Source organism: Pseudoalteromonas sp. SR43-2, assembly GCF_014163885.1.
GTDB classification, from domain to species: domain Bacteria; phylum Pseudomonadota; class Gammaproteobacteria; order Enterobacterales; family Alteromonadaceae; genus Pseudoalteromonas; species Pseudoalteromonas distincta.
Map to the genome: position 1 here is coordinate 207,812 of NZ_JACJED010000003.1, position 22,331 is coordinate 230,142.

16 protein-coding genes are annotated in these 22,331 nt (G+C 38.2%); 7 read left to right on the top strand and 9 right to left on the bottom strand.

Features of this window, described 5'->3' with window-relative positions; translation table 11 throughout:
• Window positions 1-8 precede the first annotated feature (8 nt).
• The 4 genes from H5120_RS03935 (at window position 9) to H5120_RS03950 (ending at window position 4,309) form a co-directional block, all read left to right on the top strand.
• Window positions 9-1,019, top strand: a complete 1,011-nt coding sequence (locus H5120_RS03935; protein ID WP_182673654.1) for an AraC family transcriptional regulator — start codon at window positions 9-11, stop codon at window positions 1,017-1,019.
• A 37-nt stretch (window positions 1,020-1,056) separates the two neighbouring features.
• On the top strand, window positions 1,057-2,043 hold the full coding sequence (locus H5120_RS03940) for a Gfo/Idh/MocA family protein (RefSeq protein WP_182673655.1): 987 nt from the start codon (window positions 1,057-1,059) through the stop codon (window positions 2,041-2,043).
• Between the two features lie 426 nt (window positions 2,044-2,469).
• Window positions 2,470-3,213 carry a FadR/GntR family transcriptional regulator gene (locus H5120_RS03945; RefSeq protein ID WP_182671067.1) on the top strand — a complete coding sequence of 248 codons (744 nt, stop codon included), beginning with the start codon at window positions 2,470-2,472 and terminating at the stop codon, window positions 3,211-3,213.
• Between the two features lie 232 nt (window positions 3,214-3,445).
• A complete protein-coding gene (locus tag H5120_RS03950; protein WP_182673656.1) occupies window positions 3,446-4,309 on the top strand; it encodes a DMT family transporter in 864 nt (287 codons plus the stop codon).
• Between the two features lie 86 nt (window positions 4,310-4,395).
• On the opposite strand, the gene H5120_RS03955 is transcribed toward H5120_RS03950, so the two are convergent.
• The gene (locus H5120_RS03955; protein ID WP_182673657.1) at window positions 4,396-5,592 is read right to left on the bottom strand and encodes an MFS transporter; all 1,197 of its coding nucleotides are present in this window, start codon (window positions 5,590-5,592) and stop codon (window positions 4,396-4,398) included.
• A 75-nt stretch (window positions 5,593-5,667) separates the two neighbouring features.
• Window positions 5,668-6,762, bottom strand: a complete 1,095-nt coding sequence (locus H5120_RS03960) for an NADH:flavin oxidoreductase/NADH oxidase (RefSeq protein ID WP_182673658.1) — start codon at window positions 6,760-6,762, stop codon at window positions 5,668-5,670.
• A 478-nt stretch (window positions 6,763-7,240) separates the two neighbouring features.
• On the opposite strand from H5120_RS03960, the gene H5120_RS03965 reads away from it, so the two are divergent.
• Both H5120_RS03965 and H5120_RS03970 read left to right on the top strand, forming a co-directional pair.
• Window positions 7,241-9,658 carry a TonB-dependent receptor gene (locus H5120_RS03965; protein WP_182673659.1) on the top strand — a complete coding sequence of 806 codons (2,418 nt, stop codon included), beginning with the start codon at window positions 7,241-7,243 and terminating at the stop codon, window positions 9,656-9,658.
• An 88-nt stretch (window positions 9,659-9,746) separates the two neighbouring features.
• On the top strand, window positions 9,747-11,330 hold the full coding sequence (locus H5120_RS03970) for a sulfotransferase (RefSeq protein ID WP_182673660.1): 1,584 nt from the start codon (window positions 9,747-9,749) through the stop codon (window positions 11,328-11,330).
• A 433-nt stretch (window positions 11,331-11,763) separates the two neighbouring features.
• Here the strand turns inward: H5120_RS03970 and H5120_RS03975 are convergent, their stop codons facing one another.
• The 5 genes from H5120_RS03975 to H5120_RS03995 form a co-directional block, all read right to left on the bottom strand.
• Window positions 11,764-12,195 carry a universal stress protein gene (locus tag H5120_RS03975; protein ID WP_008165663.1) on the bottom strand — a complete coding sequence of 144 codons (432 nt, stop codon included), beginning with the start codon at window positions 12,193-12,195 and terminating at the stop codon, window positions 11,764-11,766.
• Between the two features lie 603 nt (window positions 12,196-12,798).
• Entirely contained in the window at window positions 12,799-13,869 is a 1,071-nt protein-coding gene (locus H5120_RS03980) for a reverse transcriptase domain-containing protein (RefSeq protein ID WP_182673661.1), read from the bottom strand.
• 176 nt (window positions 13,870-14,045) lie between these two features.
• A complete protein-coding gene (locus tag H5120_RS03985) occupies window positions 14,046-16,136 on the bottom strand; it encodes a retron Eco8 family effector endonuclease (protein ID WP_182673662.1) in 2,091 nt (696 codons plus the stop codon).
• Window positions 16,137-16,198: 62 nt separating this feature from the next.
• Window positions 16,199-17,539, bottom strand: coding sequence for a hypothetical protein (locus H5120_RS03990; protein WP_182673663.1), 1,341 nt, complete (start codon window positions 17,537-17,539; stop codon window positions 16,199-16,201).
• 159 nt (window positions 17,540-17,698) lie between these two features.
• Window positions 17,699-18,103, bottom strand: a complete 405-nt coding sequence (locus H5120_RS03995) for a hypothetical protein (RefSeq protein WP_182673664.1) — start codon at window positions 18,101-18,103, stop codon at window positions 17,699-17,701.
• 268 nt (window positions 18,104-18,371) lie between these two features.
• Here H5120_RS03995 and uvrA point away from each other — a divergent pair, with 268 nt between their 5' ends.
• Entirely contained in the window at window positions 18,372-20,930 is a 2,559-nt protein-coding gene (uvrA, locus tag H5120_RS04000) for an excinuclease ABC subunit UvrA (protein WP_182673665.1), read from the top strand.
• A gap of 52 nt (window positions 20,931-20,982) precedes the next feature.
• On the opposite strand, the gene H5120_RS04005 is transcribed toward uvrA, so the two are convergent.
• Both H5120_RS04005 and H5120_RS04010 read right to left on the bottom strand, forming a co-directional pair.
• A complete protein-coding gene (locus H5120_RS04005; RefSeq protein ID WP_182673666.1) occupies window positions 20,983-21,474 on the bottom strand; it encodes a DUF2798 domain-containing protein in 492 nt (163 codons plus the stop codon).
• Window positions 21,475-21,554: 80 nt separating this feature from the next.
• Window positions 21,555-22,172, bottom strand: coding sequence for a LysE family translocator (locus H5120_RS04010; protein ID WP_182673667.1), 618 nt, complete (start codon window positions 22,170-22,172; stop codon window positions 21,555-21,557).
• Window positions 22,173-22,331: the final 159 nt, after the last annotated feature.

Genomic DNA, 22,331 nt, shown 5'->3' on the forward strand with positions numbered 1-22,331 from the left:
GGTTAACCATGAGCAGCCTAATCAGAGCCACGTCATTACAAGGTATAGACACGCTAATTAGCGAATTTGGCGGCGATCCGCATGAAATAATGCAAAGCTGTAATATTAGTAACGTTGACTTTAAAAATCTCGACAACCAATATTTACCTTATCGAGATTACGCTGAGCTTTTAGAATACTGTGCTTGTAAGTTCAATTGCTCTAGTTTTGGCCTTAAGCTCGCAAGTAGACAAAACTTTGATATTTTAGGACATATTGCAATAGCTGCCAAAAGTAGTACTAATTTAGGTGATGCACTTAATTGGGTTATTAAATACCTTCACTTACACAGCCCTGCACTTAGCTTAAACTCGCACCCTTTAGAGAATGATAAAAGCTTGTTTTTATCATTCGAAATTAATTTAAAACCATTACCGAACATTAACCAAGTGATTGAGCTAACCATTGGTTTGGCATTGGCTGTTATTAAAAAGCTGAGTAATAACCGCTGCAAACCAATTAATATATTTTTGCCAAAAAAGTTAAGTACTAATACTCGTGCCTATAACACTTACTTTGGTTGTAACGTTATAGAGCATCGCAACAGCGCTGGCATTGTAATCTCAAAAAGTGATTTAACTCTTGAGCTTGATCACCCTAAACTAAATAAAGTACAAGCAGCGCTAAACTTCTTGGCAAAAAACAAAGAACACACACAACCGTTGCCCAACCAAGTTAGTGCGCTAATTAGGCCTATGCTTCCTATTTATCAATGTAGTAACCAAACTATTTCAGCTGCGCTGGGTATGCACCCGCGTACTCTGCATCGAGAACTTATCAAACATAATACGAGTTTTGTAAAACTAAAAGATGCCACTCGCCGCGCTTTAGCTGCACACTATTTAGCGCAAAACCAATTTACAATCTCAACCATATCTGAGCTTTTAGGATATCAGGAACAAGCAACACTAAGTGTTAATGTTAAACGCTGGTTTGGATGTTCTCCTCGAGCATATAGAACTAAAAAAATGTTAAACTAAATACTCTTATTATTTTTATTTAAGCTAAGGAGTGAGCATGAACTTTGTTATTGTTGGCACCAATTTTATTAGCGACACATTGTTAGCCGCTGCAAATACGTTAAACGATTTTAATTTATATGGGGTGTGCTCGCGCGCAGTATCTAGCGGCGAAGCATTTTTAGCCAAACACCCACAAAATGCACAAGCAAAAATTTTCACCTCAATCGAGCAAGTTTGCCAAGATAAACATGTCGATGCTGTCTACATAGCCGCCCCTAATAGCTTACACAAACAATATGCCGTTATGTGTCTAGAAGCGGGTAAACATGTCCTTGGCGAAAAACCATCAGCTGCCAATTCTAAAGAGCTTGCAAGCATTATAGCTACAGCAAAAAAGCACCAGCGCCTTTACATGGAAGCCATGATGACCACTCACTTGCCTAACTTTGAACAGCTGCAACAGGCAATGGTAAAAATTGGCACACCACGTAAATATATTGGCCAGTACAGTCAATACTCATCGCGTTACGATAAGTATAAAAATGGCGAACGCCCAAACACATTTTTACCCGAGTTTGCTAACGGCGCTTTAGTTGATTTAGGGATTTACCCACTGTATTTATTAATTGCACTTTGGGGGGCACCAAAAAGCGTGAGTGCCAGTGGCGTATTGCTCGATACTGGTGTAGATGGTGCGGGCGATGTATTACTAAACTATGCAGATAAACAAGCCGTTATTAGTTACTCCAAAATATCGCAAGGCGACAACATAACCGAAATACAAGGCGAGCTTGGGCGCATACGTATAGAAGCGGTATCGCAACTTAAAAAGGTGGAGTTTATTGCTAATAATGGTGATGTAGAGGTTATATCCCAGCCGTTTGATGAGCACTTTATGAAATACGAAGTTGAGCATTTTATGTCATTAGTGAAGCAAAATATCCTTGAGTCACCTGTTAATACGCACATTTTAGCCAGTAACGTAATGAGCGTTCTTGATGAAGCGCGCAAACAGCTTGGGGTTGTGTACCCTAACGACTAATTAAATAAAATATGGGCGTTAACCAACGACAGCTAACGCCCAGAAGAAAGCTTAAATAGCTCTCGTACAACGACAGATTTTATAAAACACTTTAAAATAGCGATCCCCATCCATGGGCAATCAAATACTTCTACAACAAACTTAACACTGACAACCCAACTCGGTTTATTACCAATATTTATTACTCCATAACCTAAATCTAACCTAACACATAAAAACATTACCAATCAAGCTGGCCAATTACATTATTTTAAACTAAATTGGTAATACAAGAATACAACCGTTGGTGTATAGTGGTTATTAACCCTAACATCGCGTTAGAATTTTGACATAATAGTGAATTTTAAGGTAACCTCTGATATTAACAGTTGGTTTTGACTTATAGGCCCCAGAGGCCATTATTCCTTAAGGTAATGAAGGTAAAGTATGGGTAATCGTCGCTTATTTTGGCGCATAGTTGATAAAATTGAGTCTTTAATAAATCAAGGCGAATTTTCTGCTGGGAGTCGTTTACCACCTGAACGTGAACTTGCAGAAATGTTTGATGTAAGCCGCCCTACCATTAGAGAAGCTATTATCGCATTAGAAGTACGTGGCCGAGTTGAAGTTAAAACTGGCTCTGGTGTTTACGTAGTAGAACAAAAAAATGCATCTATAAAATCAAAAGAGATCAGTGCATTTGAACTTACTCAAGCTCGCGCATTAATTGAAGGCGAAATTGCCGCTTTAGCTGCTCAAAGCATTACAGAAGAAGAACTAGAGCAACTAAATAAAACATTAATTGCCATGCAAAAAGGCCTTTATGTTGAGCAAGCCGATCGTGAGTTCCACGAAATTATAGCTAGAGCAACGCGCAATAAAGCACTTGAATTTGCAGTGTCTAACTTGTGGGATTTACGTTTAACAAACCCACAAATTGTTGCTGACTATGGCAGTGTGTGTAAAAACAATGACGAGTGCGTTATGGATGAACACACCGCTATTTATACAGCCCTAAAGTCGCATGATGCAAATGCAGCACGTACTGCAATGCATAAACATTTTAACCGCTTAATTAATGCTTTATTTGACGCTGTAGAATCGCGCGCACTTGAAGAAATTAAACGCAAAAATGATGAAAAACGAGGTCTTTACTCGCTTGATGGCTTAGTTAATAAAAGTGCCCACTAAGGCCTTTTAACCAACTGATTAAAGTTAGCAAACGCCTGTTTGCTAACTTTACCTCTTACTTTATTTACCTGCCCTATTTAATATATTTTTAATTGCGCTATTTTTGGTCGCAAACACTTACCTATAAATTAAAAAAAAGATACTATGCCGCCATTAATATCGGGCGGGTTTAGCTTTTATACTCCCTGCATTACATAACTAATTGATAGAGTCACTCAACTCAAGGATTAAAATGCAAGCATCTTCAAAAAGTTATTTACTGGCTATCGTGTGTGTACTGCTTGCTATGATGACCATTCAAACGGGCGCGTCATTTGCAAAGCAGCTTTTTCCTATTGTTGGCCCTGAGGGTACGACGGCCCTTAGGCTTGGTTTTTCTGCCTTTATACTTTGCTTAGTGTTTAAACCTTGGAAACACTTACCCACTACGGGTAATCGTATTCCTATAATTGTGTATGGTTTAAGTTTAGGCGGCATGAACATTTTGTTTTATTACGCTATTGAACGCATTCCACTAGGCATTGGTGTAGCACTTGAATTTACAGGCCCGCTTGCTGTTGCCTTATTTTCATCTCGCCGCAAACGTGACTTATTTTGGGTTGCCTGTGCTATTGCTGGTATTTTGCTTCTGCTTCCTGATATGAGCGAGCAAGATAGCCTTGATCCATTAGGTGTAGCGCTTGCGCTTGGTGCTGGCGCGTGTTGGGCAGGTTATATATTATTTGGTAAAAAAACGGGCACACAAAGTTCTGGTGGAGCCACTGTCGCATTGGGCATGACTGTTGCCGCTATAGTGCTAGTGCCTTACGGCGGCATTATGCAAAGCCCCGCGTTTACATGGGAAATTATCCCACTGGGTATTGGTATTGCTATTTTATCAAGCGCACTGCCTTACACTCTTGAAATGGTTGCACTGCGTAACATGCCTTCACAAGGGTTTAGCGTAATGATGAGCTTAGAGCCTGCAATAGCCTCGCTCGCAGGGTTTATTATACTAGGTGAATTGCTTACTTTATGGCAGTGGCTTGCTATTTTACTTGTGATTATTGCATCTGTTGGTAGCTCGTTTTCAAACGCAAAAAAACAGGCTACTTAATTAACTACCAAACCAAACTAACCTAAACAAGCTAAATAAAGTCACCACGCACATGGTGACTTTATTTAGCTCTTTGCAGTGTTTTTTTAACTCACAGCCTTACTTTGCTTTTTAGTTGTAACCAAATAACCAATCAACGAAATAAGCGGCATGCCGGTAGCGACCAGTGCAATACCAGTCCAACCACCCACTTCATATAATGGGCTGGCAATAAGCGAGCCTACTGCGCCACCTACAAATATACTCGTCATGTAAATAGCGTTTAAACGCGCACGGCTTTGTGGTTCTAGTGCGTACACTGCACGTTGACCCAATACCATATTGGCCTGCACAGAAAAATCAATAAACACACCGGTTAATGCCAATACTATAATGCCGTAAGGTAACTCAAATAAGCTTGGTAAAAAGCACAGTGCTGCAATGAGTTTGGCCAGTAACGATAACTGATGCGTATAGCCCTTATCAGCCAAACGCCCAACAATGGGAGCTGCTACAGCACCTGCGGCGCCCACTAGTGCAAACAATGCTATTTCTGATTGGGATAAACCATACTCACGGGCAAGCACAACCGGTACGCTCGTCCAAAATAAGCTGAACGATGCAAACATTAACGCTTGAAAAAGTGAACGTTGGCGCAGCACTGGCTGGCTTATCATTAATTGTTTCAGCGATTTTAATAACTTAAAATACGTTGTTTTATGGGTTGGTTGCCTACTTGGAATAGCAAAATAAATTACACCAGCAATAAACACCATACACCCTGCTGCAAAGTAAAATACAGCGCGCCAACCAAAGTGATCGGCTATTAAGCTCGATATAGGTCTTGCTAGCAAAATACCTAACAACAAACCCGCCATAATATTACCAAGAACTTGTCCGCGTTTTTCGTCAGACGATAAATGCGCAGCAAGTGGAATAAGCACCTGAACAGAAACCGAACTTATACCTATCATCAAACACAAAATAAGCATTACATTAGGTGAATCAGCAAGTGCCGTACCCACTAAACTCAAAAACGACACACCAAGAGTGACCAACATAAGCTTTTTATTTTCAACTAAATCAGCTAGTGGTACTAAAAAAAACAACCCCAAAGCGTAGCCTATTTGTGTAAGCGATACGATAAGGCTAGCACTGCGTGAACTTAATCCAACTTCTGGGGCAAGTAACTCAATAATAGGTTGAGCGTAATAAATATTGGCAACAATAAGACCGCAACACAAAGCAATAATAGTAACGAGTGTATTGCTAAGAGGTTGCGCTGAAACGCCTGTTTGGGTCATGTGTGTCTCTACTTTATAAAAATAATAAAACCCAACCCGCAAACGCGGGTTGGGTTTCTACAAAAAAACTAAACTTTATTTTATTGGTGATGGCTGCCCATGTGGGCTTGAGCGTAAATACTGTTTAGGTGCAGTTACTGTAGCGCCAAGCTCTGCAGCTGCATGCCACGGCCAATGCGGGTTATATAAAATACCACGCGCTAGTGCTACGCCATCGGCTTGCTGCTCGCTAATAATATCTTCGGCTTGTTGCGCCTGTGTAATTAAACCCACCGCTATAACAGGCATTTTAACCGCTTCTTTTATGGCTGTTGCAAACGGTACCTGGAAATTAGGTTTAACTGGTATTTGTTGCTCTGGGCTTAGGCCCGCCGTACTTACATGAATAAAATCACAACCTAGTTCATCAAGCGCTTTACTAAGTACTATCGATTGATCTAAATCCCAGCCACCTTCAACCCAATCGGTTGCCGAAATACGCACACCCACTGCTTTATTACTGGGGAATACCGCTCTTACCGCTTTAAACACATCAAGTAATAAGCGCATTCTGTTTTCTAAGCTGCCACCGTAGTTGTCATCGCGCTTGTTTGAAAGTGGCGACAAAAATTGGTGTAACAAGTAACCGTGCGCACCATGTAGCTCGATTAAATCAAGGCCGAGTTCATCAGCGCGTTTGGCTGCACTCACAAAATCTTTAATTAATGAATCTATGTCGTCTTGGCTCATTGCTTTTGGTACTGGGCTGTTAGCGTCGTACGCAATTGCCGAAGGGGCGAGCGTTTGCCAGCCATTTACCTCATCAGGTGCAATGGCATCACCACCGTCCCATGGTTTTTCAGTTGATGCTTTGCGCCCAGCATGCGCTAACTGAATACCAATAGGCATAGGGCTGTATTGCCTTACTGCTTTTAGGCTTTTGTCTAGTGCTTGTTGAGTTTCGTTATTCCAAAGCCCTAAATCGCCGTAGCTAATACGCCCTTCTGGGTTAACAGCTGTTGCTTCTAAAATAAGTAATCCTGCACCACTTAAACTCAATTGGCCTAAATGAATAGTATGCCAATCGCTAGCAGCGCCATTGTTTGCTGAATACTGGCACATGGGTGCAATAATAATACGGTTATCTAACGTTACTTTCCCAAGTGATAAAGGCGAAAATAGTTGGCTCATTGTTAATCCTTAAAAACACGCACAAAAAAGTGCGGACAAAACAAAAAAAAGAATACGAAGCGGCAATCAAACACGCTCACTCAATAACTTACACAGTTATTTATAATTCCGACTTAACACTCTTAATGGGGATAAAAACATACTTTAATAGTGCTGATAAAAGCATAACTAATGACATTATAAACTATCAATTTTAATGTAATAATTTGTTTAACGAGCACATCATAAAGCCATTTTTAAAAAATGAATGACTATTTACCTTTAAACAAGGGTGTATTTTTTAACCTAACTGTACCTAATTACACTAAGCCATTGCCTGTATTGCCTATTAACCAAATAAAACCCCCACAAATAATCCATATTTATTCTATATAAGTGAATTAAAATTCAATTTAAATATTCCAAGCTACTTCACTCCCTGATAAACTGCTTAACTTAATTTACTAATGTAAAACATTTGAACTGGGGATCACTTTTTATGTTTAAACCAAGCTTGTTAACCTTGGCTATTTCGAGCGCTGTTTCCAGCGTATTTTTATTGCCTAATGCCGCACTTGCTCAAGAAGAAGTTGCAGCTAAAAACAAATCACTCGAAGTAATCGAAGTTACAGCAACAAGGCGCAGCGGCTCGGTGCAAAATGCACCGCTAAATATTACAGCCCTTGATGCAGATATTATGAAAGATCAAAATATCAATGAGCTTGCCGATGTAGCGCGCTGGGTGCCTGGTTTAACAATTACCGATCAAGGTGGTCGCTCAGGCTCGCCTATAATTGTTCGTGGTTTAAATACAAACTCGTCTGGTCCATCATCAGATGGCGGCACGGTATCTACTTACATTAACGAAATTCCGGTTTCGGTAGATATGCGCCTAGTAGATATTGAGCGTGTTGAAGTATTAATTGGGCCACAAGGCACCTTATATGGTGCAGGCACATTAGGCGGTGCGATTCGTTACATGCTTAAACAACCTGAGCTTGATTTTACATCTCTTGAAGTTTACGGCGACCTGTTTCAAACAAAAGAAAGTGACTCTTTAGGTGGCGAAGGCGGTTTTATATTTAACCTTCCTATTATTGAAGATAAATTAGCAGTGCGCGCCAGCTTAAACGTATATGAAGACCCTGGTTTTATCGATTACGGTTACGTAGTGCGCGAGCCTGGCGTATCGTTACCAGATCCTGATTGGAGCGACAGCTCAGCAGTTAATAACAACCTTAAAAATGTAAAAGACGCCAACGGCGAAACCACCACTACAGGTCGTATTTCTGTTCGCTTTAAACCAAACGAATCGTTTGAAGGTACGCTTAACTACTTTTACCAAAACCAAGATAGCGAAGGCCGCTCGATTGTTCATTACAACAGCCTTAATTCAAACAACGGTTTAAGCGACGTAATAGGTAAATACGAATCGGCTTATCGCTTTGAAGAGCCGCGCGAGAAAAAAGATCAATTACTAAGCCTTGAACTAAAAGCCGACCTAGGTTTTGCAGAGCTAGTATCGGCTACTGGTATTTCGAGCTTTGATGCCGACGGTCAACGCGATCAAACAGATTTACTTATTCGTCTTGATTACGGCTATGAAGAATTCCCTTCGTTTTCAACGTTTACCCGTGAAATAGACGAAGAAGATACTTTCACTCAAGAAATTCGCTTAGTGTCACAAAGCGACAGCGACTTTAACTGGATTGTGGGTGGCTTTTACAACAAAACAGAAACCGAAGCGTCAAGCAGAGAGTTTACTCCTGGGTTTGACCAATTCGCAGTTGATAACTTTGGTGGCGAGCAGCTAAGACCTGACTCATTAGAATACTTAGAGCTTACAAAAAGTACCGTCACTGAGTCTGCACTATTTGGTGAAGTTGGCTACCAAGTTACCGACAAATTAGATGTGACCGTTGGTGCCCGTTTTTACAAGTACGATATAGAGTCGCAAGCGGCTTTTGACTTTCCTCTAGCCAATACATTGTATGGTGGAGTAGATCCTGACGAAATCACCGTTGCATACGAAAAAGACGAAGCAGCCGATAACGGTAACTTATTTAAATTTAATGCTAAATACCAGTTCACTGACTCTGTAATGGGTTATGTAACCGTAAGTGAAGGTTTCAGAATTGGCGGTTCAAACGGTTTAGTGTCTTGCCCTGATCCTATTGTTGAGGATCAACAAACAGGTTGTGGTAAACCTGACGAATTATTATATGAAGCCGACACCACAACAAACTACGAGCTAGGCTTTAAAAGTACATGGTTTAGAAGCCAGCTACACTTTAACGCCGCGTTATTTAACGTAGATTGGGATGATGCACAAATTACAGGCGCTACAGATATAGGTCAATTAACGTACCTTTCAAACGCAGGCAGCGCTAATGCAAAAGGGGTAGAAATTTCGACCCGTGCCATTTTATCTGACTCGTTTTCAGTTTACGCAACTTATGCCTACACAAAAGCAGAGCTAACATCAGACGCACCATTTTTGTTTAATGCCGATGGTACCGATGGCGCAGAAGACGGCGACCGTTTACCAGGCTCACCTGAAAATCAATTTTCGATGGGTGTAAACTATCAAACAGACGTGTTTAACGACAAAACGCTTGATATTAACTACGGTTTAACTGCGCAAAGCGACGTGCTTTCAAGAGTAGGGCTTCGTGATAACGGTGAAACACTACCAGGTTACAGCTTAAGTAATATATCAGCTAAATTAACAGCTGATGCATGGTCAACTACCCTATATGTTGATAACCTATTCAACAAATACGCGGTTACATCCGTTCGTCGTTCAGATGCCGATATAACATCAGCAAATGGTGCCGACATACAACGTAACTACGGCCATTACATTAATCGCCCGCTTACGGTAGGTGTTAAATTTAACTACAAATTTGAAATATAATTTATAGTAATTTTTAAACAATGTTTTAAGGCTCAAATTTATTTGAGCCTTTTTATTTTCTTTTACAAAATAATAATTACCAAAAACCATGCAGCCAAATTTAAAGCAACTTCATCAAAGCGCCATACACTCCCTAAACCAAGGTAAAATAGAGCAAGCACACAAAGCCCTAGTGGAGTTAGTTACACTCAAACCAGACTTTGCTGATGGGTACTTTTTGCTGGCAATGGTTAATTTAACTGTTGGGCAAATACACAAAGCAATAAAGCTCATCGAAAAAGCCCTTAGCTTTGGTAAAAGTATTGAATACACCGCGCAACTTGCTAAATGTTACGCACTTACTGGCGAATTACAAAAATCAAAAAACACCGCACTATCGGTGCCATTAAAGCAAATAACTAAAGCCCTTGATGCCGACACACTTGGCGTTGCACTTACTCAAGCAGGTATTCACGAGCAAGCACTTAACTACTTTGAGCGCGCTATTAAACTGGCTAATACAGCCAACAAAGCTCAACCTCAGTTTTATTATAACTACGGTGTAAGCGCTAAGTTTTTAGGGCTATTTGATAAAGCCCAACACGCTTTTGAAAATGCCATAGCGCTTAACCCGCTGCACCACCAAAGTCATTTTGCATTAAGTGATTTAACTAAAGTAAGTACACAAAACAATCATATTGAGCGCTTAAAAAATGTGTTTGAGCAAGTAACACACCCCGATGCAAAACTGCATATTGGTCATGCACTCGCAAAAGAGTATCAAGATATTGGTAAATATTCAGAGGCTTTTAACGCGCTGGAGCAAGGTAAAGTAGTAAAACGTGCTGTGCAGCCGTTTGATCATAAAAGCTCAACTGAGTTATTTGAACATATTAAACTCTTAAGTGAGCAGCACACACAAGCGCTGACACAAGGTAACCCAACGGCCGAACCTATTTTTGTATTAGGCATGCCCCGCTCTGGCACCACATTGGTTGAGCGTATTTTATCGAGCCACAGCGACGTGCAATCAGCCGGTGAATTACAAGACTTTGGCCTAAGTGTTAAAAAGCTGAGCCAAACACAAACACCCCATGTGCTCGACACTCAAACGCTCAGTAAAGCCTACGAGCTTGATTTTAATCAGCTTGGGTCAACCTATTTAAACGCAACACGCGTAATAACAGGCAGCCATAAACACTTTATTGATAAGCTCCCGTTTAACTTTTTTTATATCGATTTAATAACCAAAGCACTGCCAAATGCCAAAATAATTTGTATGCTGCGCGATCCAATGGACACCTGTATTGGCAACTATCGCCAATTATTTACCATTAATAACCCCTACTACGCGTACTCGCTCGATTTACTCGACACAGCAAAATTTTACAGCTGTTTTTACAAACTAATGCAGCACTTTAGTACCCTGCACAGCAATATAAAATTAGTTAAATACGAAGAATTAGTCGCACAGCCCGAGCAACAAATTAAAGAGTTAGTCAGCTTTTGTAACTTAGATTGGCAGGAGCAATGTATAAATTTTCACTTAAACACCGCACCAGTTTCTACTGCAAGTAAAATGCAAGTACGCCAACCACTTAATAATAAAGCAATCGGCCGTTGGAAGGCGTTTAAGCCACATACTAATACAGCAGTTGAGTACCTTTTAAAACAAGGTATTTATATTGAATAAACGCTTTATTTTACCGGTGGGAAAATCCAAATAGGCGGCTTTGTGCCAATGTAGGTCGGATAAGCGAAGCGCCATCCGACACAGTAAAATACCTTGCCAATTATTATCAACATTTTATGTTGTGGAGTGGTTGAAGGGTGGCCATGAGCGGACCTTCATTATTCAGTTAATTCAAGAGGAAAAGACCAGGTTGTACATACTGGTAGAGTGAAGGTCTCAGTTAAAAGACGTCTGCAATGAATGCCTACGCAATGAGTGAAAAAATTAACACTCACTGCTGTAAAAGTTTTACGTTGACCCTGCCCCAGTATGAAACGTTCACTTTCGGGCAATTAAACCGTGTATTGATGTTTACACAACTCACATTTTTACCCAACCTGCTGGCCACTTTGTCCCGTCTAAAACGCAGCGGGACAAGAGATACGCGCCAATTTTATTTGACTATTAACACTGGGCAATCAGCTTTATTGGCGATCGTTTCTGCAACGTTAACATTCAAAAAATGAGAAAGTCCGGTTCTTCCATGACTGGCAATTACCACCATGCCTATATCACCGCTATTAGTCTCATCTAAAATCTCATTAATGGCATCACCATGTCGAATAACCGTTTCAATCTTTAAATCAGTATTTAACTGACCTAATAACTCATGCATTTTACTCGCCGCAGCGTCTTCCATATTTTTAGCTAACTCTTGGGGAGTTATCGCAAGGATCATATAATTTTCATTATCTGAAGGCTGATCAACAATGTGTAAAATACGAATGCCTACTTGATATAAATTCGCCATTTCAATGGCATATTGCAAAGCATGTGATGCAGTATCAGAAAAATCCGTAGGCCATAAAATATTACCTGTGCGCATATTATTCTCCTTCACAATCTAAAATCATATTTTTCAATGATATTACCAACTCCATAAGAATAGACTCGGCTCCATCTCAGCAAGTTAAGTGTAGTGAGTATTAAAAGGTTATCTATTGATTACGATCAATAAATAACAATAAGGCACTAAAAGTAACAATACCTCATCAATTTATGCTTATTGATTAGGCTGTGATTGCGGGGTTTATTACTCTGGTTGTCGTTGTTGTTTCTTATATAAGATAATCAATATTTGGAATAATTGGGGCTGACAGTCAGTTTTTCGCTCACAGTTGAACTCACAGCCAAAAGCAGACATTGATGATCCCTGATGTGTGAAATCCTGATTTGACCCCATTCGTTTTCATTAGTGTTTTGAAAGGGGTTACCGATATTTAAGTAATTAGAGAAGAGGATTACCATTCGAGGTGATAAGGGCTTACCACCATTATTTACTAACAGTTGTCATCGTTCTATTGGTTATGCACAACAATTACGGTTTCAGTATAAATTAACATGGGTGTCATCCTAATTTTATATTAAAACTAATGAAAACAATTCAATCTAGAAGATTGTAAAGTTCCTACTTCGAAAGCTTTAAAAACTAAGAGTAAATATCGATTAATTTATCTAGTCGAGTAATTATTTTAGAATATTTTTTTCGGTAACGTGTTTCCAAGCAATTGTTTTTTTTATCAAACTGGATTATCGATAGTAAATAAGATCTATAACCAACAGCTTTATTAAATAATTGATCCATGCAGACTTTTTTAAAAAAAATCTCGTCTTGTTGAAATTGAAAGTTATAATTATTGATATTAACATTGAATAATTTATTCATTATAAAGACCGCTGATTCTTCTTTTACTAATGCAAGATAGGTTACCTTATTAATTAACTTTACTTTTTTATTAGATAACCTCAAACTTCCTCCAGCTTTACCAAATGCGATAACGTTTCCATTAAGAGATAAAGTATGGTTCTTCTTGAGTGTCTTTTTATTATTTAGCTTTAAGGATAACCTTTGTAATAATCTAGATATTTCTTCTTCAAATAAAGCATTATGAATATATATATTTGATTTTTTTGCTGAAAAAAGCATGTCGTCTGCATAACGCGTATAAATAATTTCATGTTTATAACAAATTTTTTGAATTTCTATATCAAGTTGTCTAAAAATAATATTTGAGATGACTGGGGAGGAAGGGAAACCGATAGGTAACACAACTTTTTCACTAAATTTAACATTTTTAGAATCTGTAGGGATCGTATAAGTACAGTATTTTAAGGCTTGATCTACCATTGTGGTATTATTTGTTAAACGTGACCCCATAAAATAGTGTTTTAAACAATTTCTTATCGCTCTAATTCTAAGTGAATGGAAATATGACTTTACATCTAAACGTAGGAATTTATAGTTGTTTTTGTGAGGAAACATAAAGTCGTAATAAGACATTCCTTGGCGAAAGGCTACAGCGGAGTCATTGAGAGGTACTTTATTAAAAACTAAAGATGTAAGGCGCTTATTTATAGAATATGATTCAAACTTTTTATCTATAGAGTAAGCAAAATCTTTACCTATCCTAATCTCTTGTATTGAATTATCAGGTATATCACCAGGAGGATTACTATTTAGAATATTTTCCATGAAATATTTTTTTGTAATTGTTTTCATCAATTGCTCCAATCTGATACATTTTCAGAGTTGCACATGTGACCTTGAGTACTCAGACACGCTGACAATGAACTGCTGACTGAGAGACTATTTATTTATTTATGAACTAGTTATATTAAGTTCATGAAGGGACAAGCCCTTACAATTAAGTTAAATTAATAACTAAACCGTTCCCATTACCTATCAGATTGAAGCCTTGTTATTATATCATGTAATTCAGGGAAGTAATTACTAAAAAGTTCTTCAAACTCAATTTTAGTATTCAAGGACTCTCTCTCTATTTCATTAATTGAAAAATTAAGGAACTGAGTAACCCAACCATTAGTTTTTTTCTTTTTTTCCGAATTTTTTAACAGACTTTCTAACTCCTCAAAGTACTTTATACCCCAGCCAGATATTGTGTCAGACTTACTTTTGATACGAAACTGCTTTTCACTCTTCAAAGTTTCTGATTTACCTTTAAACTTTATTCTTAGAAAGTCGATTAATCGTCTTTCATTACTATTTTTTCTAGCTTTTTTAACAAAAAGGGTTAGATCTATATTTTTCTCTATTTTTAGCCATTGATAAAATAAACTAGCACTTGTTAAACATATTAAGCACCCTTCAAAAGTATTAGGTATCAGTTTTACATTTTTGGACAGTAGGTATTGTTCAACATTAGAATGGAAATTCAAATATGATTTTTGGTCGGTAAATCTTACGTTATGCCTTTCCACTTTGTGACTTTCTGAACTAAAATCTAAAATATTATTGATATTTTTATTTAAACGCTTAAATTCAGCACTGAATCCCTTTTTATAATATATCTTCTGCTCTACAAGATTTTGCTTACGTAGGTTAAATAATCGACCATTCTTTTCTAACTGGACCGTAAGTTCATTTTTACCTTTATCTTTGAAAGAATAAGCTTTATCAGCATCGAATAAGAATAGATATTTTATAGCAGCGTCAGTTGCACCTGGATTAATACTCTCACTAGTTGTATTACTACTAGTACTATATACATCAACACGACTCAAATGTTTAAAATGCATCCTTAATGACAAGTTTCCAAAAGCTTCTAGTTCTGTTTGACCTTCTACAAATAAAATATGATCACTAAAATAAAGCCTGGCTTCATTATCACTGAAAGTACTTAAAAAATTACTATCTTTATAAGTTGAATGTAATTTTTTTAGTAGTGACCCCTGCTCTTTATCTTTAGATATATGGAGTACTTGATGCTTACCCTGAAATTTAATTATTACTTCTTTAACTATATTAGGTGAATGCGTGGATATAAAAATACTTGGCATTTTAGTTTTAATCTTCACACCATTCTTTTTAAATCCGTACTTAATAAAATTTTCATGTATATTACTAATCAAACCTTCATTAAGTTTAGGATGTAAACCTAACTCTGGTTCATCAAGAAATATAAAAGGAGATATGTATTCTGAGCGAGTAAGTGCTATCAATAATGTTAAAAGTGTATTTGTAAAATTATAAGCGTTAGTTCCATCTGATTGTAAATCTAAGCTCTCTCCGTTAATTTCAAATTGATCGCCTTTAAGGCCTAATTTAATGTAGTTTAAAATTCTTTCTTTATAAGTAAATTGTTTAGTGGAAATGGCATTATCGACAATTGATATAAGCTGACTATAAGATTTATTTTTTTCACCTAATTTTTCGTTAAAGAATAACTCTACGTCTTTCTTTGGTATTTTATTAAAGTTTATAGTTTTCAAACTACTTACAATATGCCAGATTTTATCCCATTCATGGAGGTTCATATGCCGCGCATCAACTTCGAAAAAAGGATAAATTGTACTCAGAAGATCAATAGCGTTCTTATTTTTTATCGACCATTCAGAAAGACCATCATTTCTTATATGTAATGTCAATGGATAACTAGAAACAAGCTGGGATTCGGTACGTAAAAAATTAGATAAAGTTTTTTTTTCATCCCTATCTAAAAAGAAATCTTTAAATAAAATAGTATTAATTCTTTTAAAATAAGGTACTTCCGAAGATCTAACTATCCGATGTAACCTCTCTGTGTCAAACTCAATAGTTATTGAACCATATGATGTGTAATTTGAATATAGCTCTGGCCCTAACTCTCTTTTACCTTCCAATTTCCCATAAAAAAACCTTAAAGCTTTTAATATATTTGACTTACCAACATTGTTTTTGCCAACAATACAGTTAATATCTTTAACATCATCTATTTTCATATATTCATATGAAAATAGGTTTTTAATTTCGATAGATTTTATACTCATTTATTTCTTCTATTACATATAAATAATACTTCAACAACTAATAAATTAGCACTTAAAATGTATCATGGTTCAGGCCACATCTCATTATTTTTTAGCCGACCTAGTGACATAGAATCCCTTACAGCTTGAGTAGGATGATTCTTATTTTTATCTTTAAAAGAATCTATATCATAAGACCAGTATTTGGTATGTGATTGTAAGTACTCTTTGAAATAACCACTTATACCAACAGGAATATCGTTAACCCCTCTTCCAAAAATATTTTTTAAAGGGCCTCCAATCAAGTCTCCTTTAAATATTTTTCTGTGCGGGAAATAGATATTATTCCACCGGGTGCATATAAATGGAGCTGAGTAAGTTGGTACGCTTGATGTAGTTAAACCATTGTCTGGAGTTCTGTAGTTTTTTTTATAAAAAACCTTGTTAGAACCCACTGGCGGGCAGCAAGGGTATTCCCCTTCCTTTTTTAATTGTTCAAATTCAGCGCCATCGTTGGCCAATAAAAAGCTCCCATGAGCTAATGGTGAACCTATAGTTACAAAGTCCGTAACTAGCCACGGCCAATTACTCTCCCTAAGTTCGCGCCATAATTTTATTTGAAGATTTTGGTAGTCCTTTATGCGCTCATTCTCTGTTTGATAGTTTTGACAAGATAAAATATTATTGCTATCGCTTGAAAAACTATGGAGTAATTTTTGTTTTTTCGTATTTTTTCTTTTCTCAACCTCTATGCTCGCCCAATATAACCTCAATAAATCATAAGCAATAACAGAACCTAGGCTATGACCAACAACTACAATTCTCCGATATTTTTTAGATTTATGAAGCTTATCTAATAGTTCAATTCCTTCTTTTCTAATTTTATTACGTTGTTCAATATTATCTGGAGAGGGGCTCAAATAACGAGCGGCATCATCAATAGTCCCATAAATTATTCTCAAAACGTGATAATCAAAAAATAAAAAGCCAATTACAATTAACAATGAAGTTAAACTTATTAAAGATCCACCCTGTAAAAAATCTAATACAGAAGATAAAAAATAATACAGTATAGGGAAGAAAGTAATCCATAAAAAATAATAAATAGGTAATAAATTATTGCTTACATTCTTAGGCCTTTTCAGTAACAGTGAACGACTCCAACTAAGCACATGCCTTAACTTTGTATCTCGCATGTGATGGGCCCAATAGTACTCATAAAAATCTGTTAAAGGTTGATATCGCCCTTTACCAGGAACCTGGAGCCTCCTTAACTCGAAAGATGCAGACATTTTATCTGGTTTATTTCTTATATCTTTGCTAAATAAATTTTTGACGAAGCTCCGCAACGTATCCATCGGCCTTTGTTCGCCAATACCATGTATGATAATTACTGCCTGCCTATTACCTTTACACGAAGTCATCCATACACCTTTTTCTATTTAGTTAGACTATAATTTATTAACATTTACGATGAAGTTAATAAAAAACACGTTGAAAGTTCAAACACTTCATCAAAGTTATGAATAAAAACAGTATTTAAACTATGGATTAGAAATTATACCCTTTTAAAGCTGGTATAGTTATAAATCGTTACTCGAATACACACTTAAAATAGGGAATTTATAATCGGCAAACGATACAGTTACCGATTGTGTTTCGTTGCCTTTGAAACCGAGTTTAAATTCCATTGGCATGAATCGGCTGCCGTCAGCAAAAAGTGCAAGTAAGTGCTCCTCGCCTAATTCTCGATTGCCCGACGATAAGTTAGTTAGCGTTATAACAGCCCAGCGTTCGCCCTCTTCATTGCTCATTAATACATAATTAACGATTTTAAAATCCCCTTTTTTAGGGGTTATGTTGCTATCGTTTGCAAACGATAAGTGCATGCTATTTGGTACTGCACGGTCAACATTTAGCGCGTTGATAGAGTCGGCTTGGCTTGCCCACGAAAGCACCAATAAAATGATCACTAAGGCTTTCTTCATTGTGAGTTCCTTTTTATTACCTAGTAAAATACCTAGTAAATTACCTAATAAATTACATAACAATAACTGTTTAAATTATATTCGCATTCCATACCTATTATGTAAACAAACAATCATCACAATTTTATCCAGCGCTTTGGCTGCGCCACTACAGACTAAGCGCTCATTCAGTGTGCTTGCGCTACTTTGGGGTAATAACGAGTGATAAGAGTAAATAATTCAAAGCTAACTTAGAGTAAAAAGCGCGATTAAACAGGAGTATAAACGTATGGCAAGCACACATAAAAACTCAACAACGGATTTATCTGATCCCAGTAACAGCATTCAAGTAAGAGGGGCGCGCGTTCACAACTTAAAAAATGTAGACGTTGATTTACCTCGTAACGCATTGGTTGTTTTTACAGGGATATCGGGCTCTGGAAAGTCGTCGCTTGCGTTTGGAACGCTGTTTGCTGAGTCGCAGCACCGTTACCTTGATTCAGTATCGCCGTACGCCCGTAGGTTAATAGATCAAGTTGATGAGCCCGATGTTGATTCTATTGAAGGGCTACCGCCTGCCGTTGCTTTGCAGCAGCAACGCGGCGCACCGTCGGTTCGTTCATCCGTTGGCAGCATAACAACTATTTCTAACGCGCTACGCATGCTTTACTCACGCGCAGGCGAATACCCCAAAGGGCAAGGTATACTTTACGCCGATGCGTTTTCGCCGAATACGCCACAAGGTGCGTGCCCAGAATGCTCAGGAATAGGCCGAGTGTTTGAAGTAACCGAAAAGCTACTTGTGCCAGATGATACAAAAACTATTCGCCAGCGCGCCATTGAAGCGTGGCCACCAGCATGGCAAGGTAAAAACCTAAGCCGTATTCTTACTTCCCTTGGTTATGACATAGACACACCTTGGAACAAACTTTCTAAAAAAGCACGGGATTGGATTTTATTTACCGACGAAACACCTACTGTGCCGGTATACCCAGATTACACCTATGAGCAAACACAAAATGCGATAAAAAATAACGAAGATCCAAGCTACATGGGAACTTTTTCAAGCGCTAAACGCTTTGTTTTACAGTCTTTTGCTACTACCCAAAGCCCGCGTACTAAAAAGCGCGTATCACAGTTTATGCAAATATCGCAGTGCCCTACTTGCCAAGGTAAAAAATTAAAACAAGCATCGTTAAGTGTTAAATTTGCAGGGCTTGATATTGGCGAGCTATCTCAACTTACATTAAACGAGCTTGCTAAAAAACTAAGTAACGCCGCCAATACCAAAGTAAATAAAAATACAAAAAATCCAGAGCAAGCCATTGTTACGCAGCGCATTGCCAGCGATGTACTCACCCGTATTGAAGCACTAACCATGCTTGGTTTAGGGTACTTGTCGCTTGAGCGTACAACGCCAACGCTCTCACCCGGAGAGCTACAACGATTGCGACTTGCCACACAAATTCGTTCTAAATTATTTGGGGTGGTTTACGTGTTAGATGAACCTTCAGCGGGTTTACACCCTGCCGACACTCAAGCACTTTTAAAAGCGCTCGACGAGTTAATAGCGGCTGGCAATTCTGTATTTGTTGTTGAACACGATGTTAGCGTTGTTAAACATGCCGATTGGATTGTTGATGTAGGCCCTGATGCAGGAGTGCATGGTGGCGACATTATTTACAGCGGCCCTGTTGAAGGGTTAAGAAAAATAAAAAATTCGCACACCGGTCGCCACCTTTTTGCTAAAAACGCCAGTCAAGAGTCTACTCAAAACAGCGCTCAAAAAAAGGAGCAAAGGCAGCCAAAAGCGTGGTTAAAATTAGCTGATATTGAGCGTAACAACCTTAAAAAACTCAATGCAGAATTTCCATTGGGTGTTATGACAACAGTTACTGGGGTTTCGGGCTCTGGTAAATCAAGCCTAGTAAGCCAAGCACTAGTAGAGCTTGTTTACGAAGCACTTGGGCAAAAAATAATAACGGAAGCGCCAACCGACGAAGCCGACTTACTCGAACAAGAGCTGCAAACACACACCAGCGGAAAAATCATTGAAGGAATAAATAATATAAGCCGCCTTATTACCGTAAATCAAAAAGCGATTGGCCGTACCCCTCGTTCAAACTTGGCTACCTATACGGGTTTATTTGATCATGTGCGTAAACTATTTGCTTCTACCCAAAAAGCGAAAGAGCGCCGTTACGATGCTGGTCGCTTTTCGTTTAATGTTACTAAAGGTCGCTGTAAAAACTGTGAAGGCGTTGGCTTTGTGAGTATAGAGCTGCTGTTTTTACCTAGCGTTTATTCACCTTGCCAAGTGTGTCATGGCAAACGTTATAACGAGCAAACACTTGAGGTTACATATCGTGATAAAAACATCAGCGATATTCTAAATTTAACGGTTGAATCGGCATATACCTTTTTTGAAAATGAACCTGCAATACTGCGAACACTCGATGCACTTATGCAAGTTGGTCTTGGGTATTTACGTTTAGGGCAACCTGCCACTGAGCTTTCGGGCGGTGAAGCGCAGCGTATTAAATTAGCAACCGAGCTGCAACGTGCGCAGCGCGGTAACACACTTTATATTCTTGATGAGCCAACGACAGGCCTGCATCCATCGGATGTATCAATGTTAATGTCGCAGTTAAATAAATTAGTAGATGCTGGCAATACCGTCATTATGGTTGAACACGATATGCAAGTAGCCCGCAATAGTGACTGGGTTATAGATGTAGGACCCGGTGCTGGCGAAGAAGGCGGCTTAATTGTAGCGCAAGGTAAACCTACAGAGGTAGCTCAATCTAAAATAAGCCGAACAGCACCTTTTTTGAATGACGCAATTTAAAGAGCAGGTAAACACTAAATAACAAAAAAGAGCCAATGGCTCTTTTTTGTTATTAGCTTTTTAAAAAGCGTTCTATTTTAGGTTTTACCGTAACCGACATTATCAGCATTATAGTTAAACCTATTGGTAATGCAGCTAATAATCCTTCAGCCCATCCAGTTACAAATACACACATATCTGCATAGCCAATATTATTAGTAGCGATAACAAACGCCATAACCGACTCCATGATCAGCGCCATAAAAACACTAATCACTAAATTACGTTTTAGCTCGCTACTACTAGGCAATAACTTATTAACTAGCTTATGCATTAAGGTCATCATTACAAAACCAACAGGCGCCATAACCAATACTGCACTTATAAATGAGGTAAACCAATCTGCATAAAAATGCTCTGTAACACCCACATTCACATAAGTCATAATGCCAGTTAGAGTACCGCCAATTAAGGTAATAATACTTACCATAACCAGTATTTTATAAATTACAGGTGTTTTTTTAGGCTCAACCATTACTGGATTTGCTGATACGGGTGTATTCATTTTTGGGCATGCCTTAAGCGTTAAATAGATGATAAAGTCAACTATAACAAATTAATTGATAATATCAACTACTTTTTGAACTAACCAAAAATAAGCCAAATTCCAACTAACCCCATTAAGCTACCAGCAATACGGTTCATCCATTTTATATTATCACCACGGCTTAAAAATAAACGTAAGCTTTTACCGCCTGTTGCGTAAGCTAACATACTTAAAAACTCGGTGGTCATTATAACGCCAAGCAATACTAAAAGCTGAGGGGCTACAGCATGCTCAACACTTATAAAGGGTGGCAGTAGTGAAATCATAAACGCCCACCCTTTAGGGTTAGCAATTGCGGTTACAAAACCTTGCGTAAATAACGACTTCCTACTTACGTCACTTGGTTTTGAGGTATCGACCGACATTTTTCCTTTGGCTCGCCACATGTTAACGCCAATATAAATTAGGTATGCACCGCCTACCCACTTTAAAATAGCGAACGCTTCAGGGTAATTTAGCATTACGCTTGCAACACCTAATACCGCAGCTATGGCAACACTTGCAACACCTAACAGCTCGCCTATCATCATCCATAATGTGCGGCGCACGCCAATGCTCATACCGAGTGTCATGGCAAGGGTCATACACATACCAGGCGTTATCGACACAAAAAAGAACGTAGGAATAAAAACCGCAAGTGCTGCTACATCAATCATTAATTTACTCTCATATTAAAAGCAAAAACGCGGCTATAAGTAGCCGCGCTGTTACTTACTCATTTTTATTACTATTGCCCAGTACTTACCACTGGTTCGGTAATTACTTTTACTGGCTCTGCTGTATCATTTAACAAATACTTATCTAACCACTGTTCT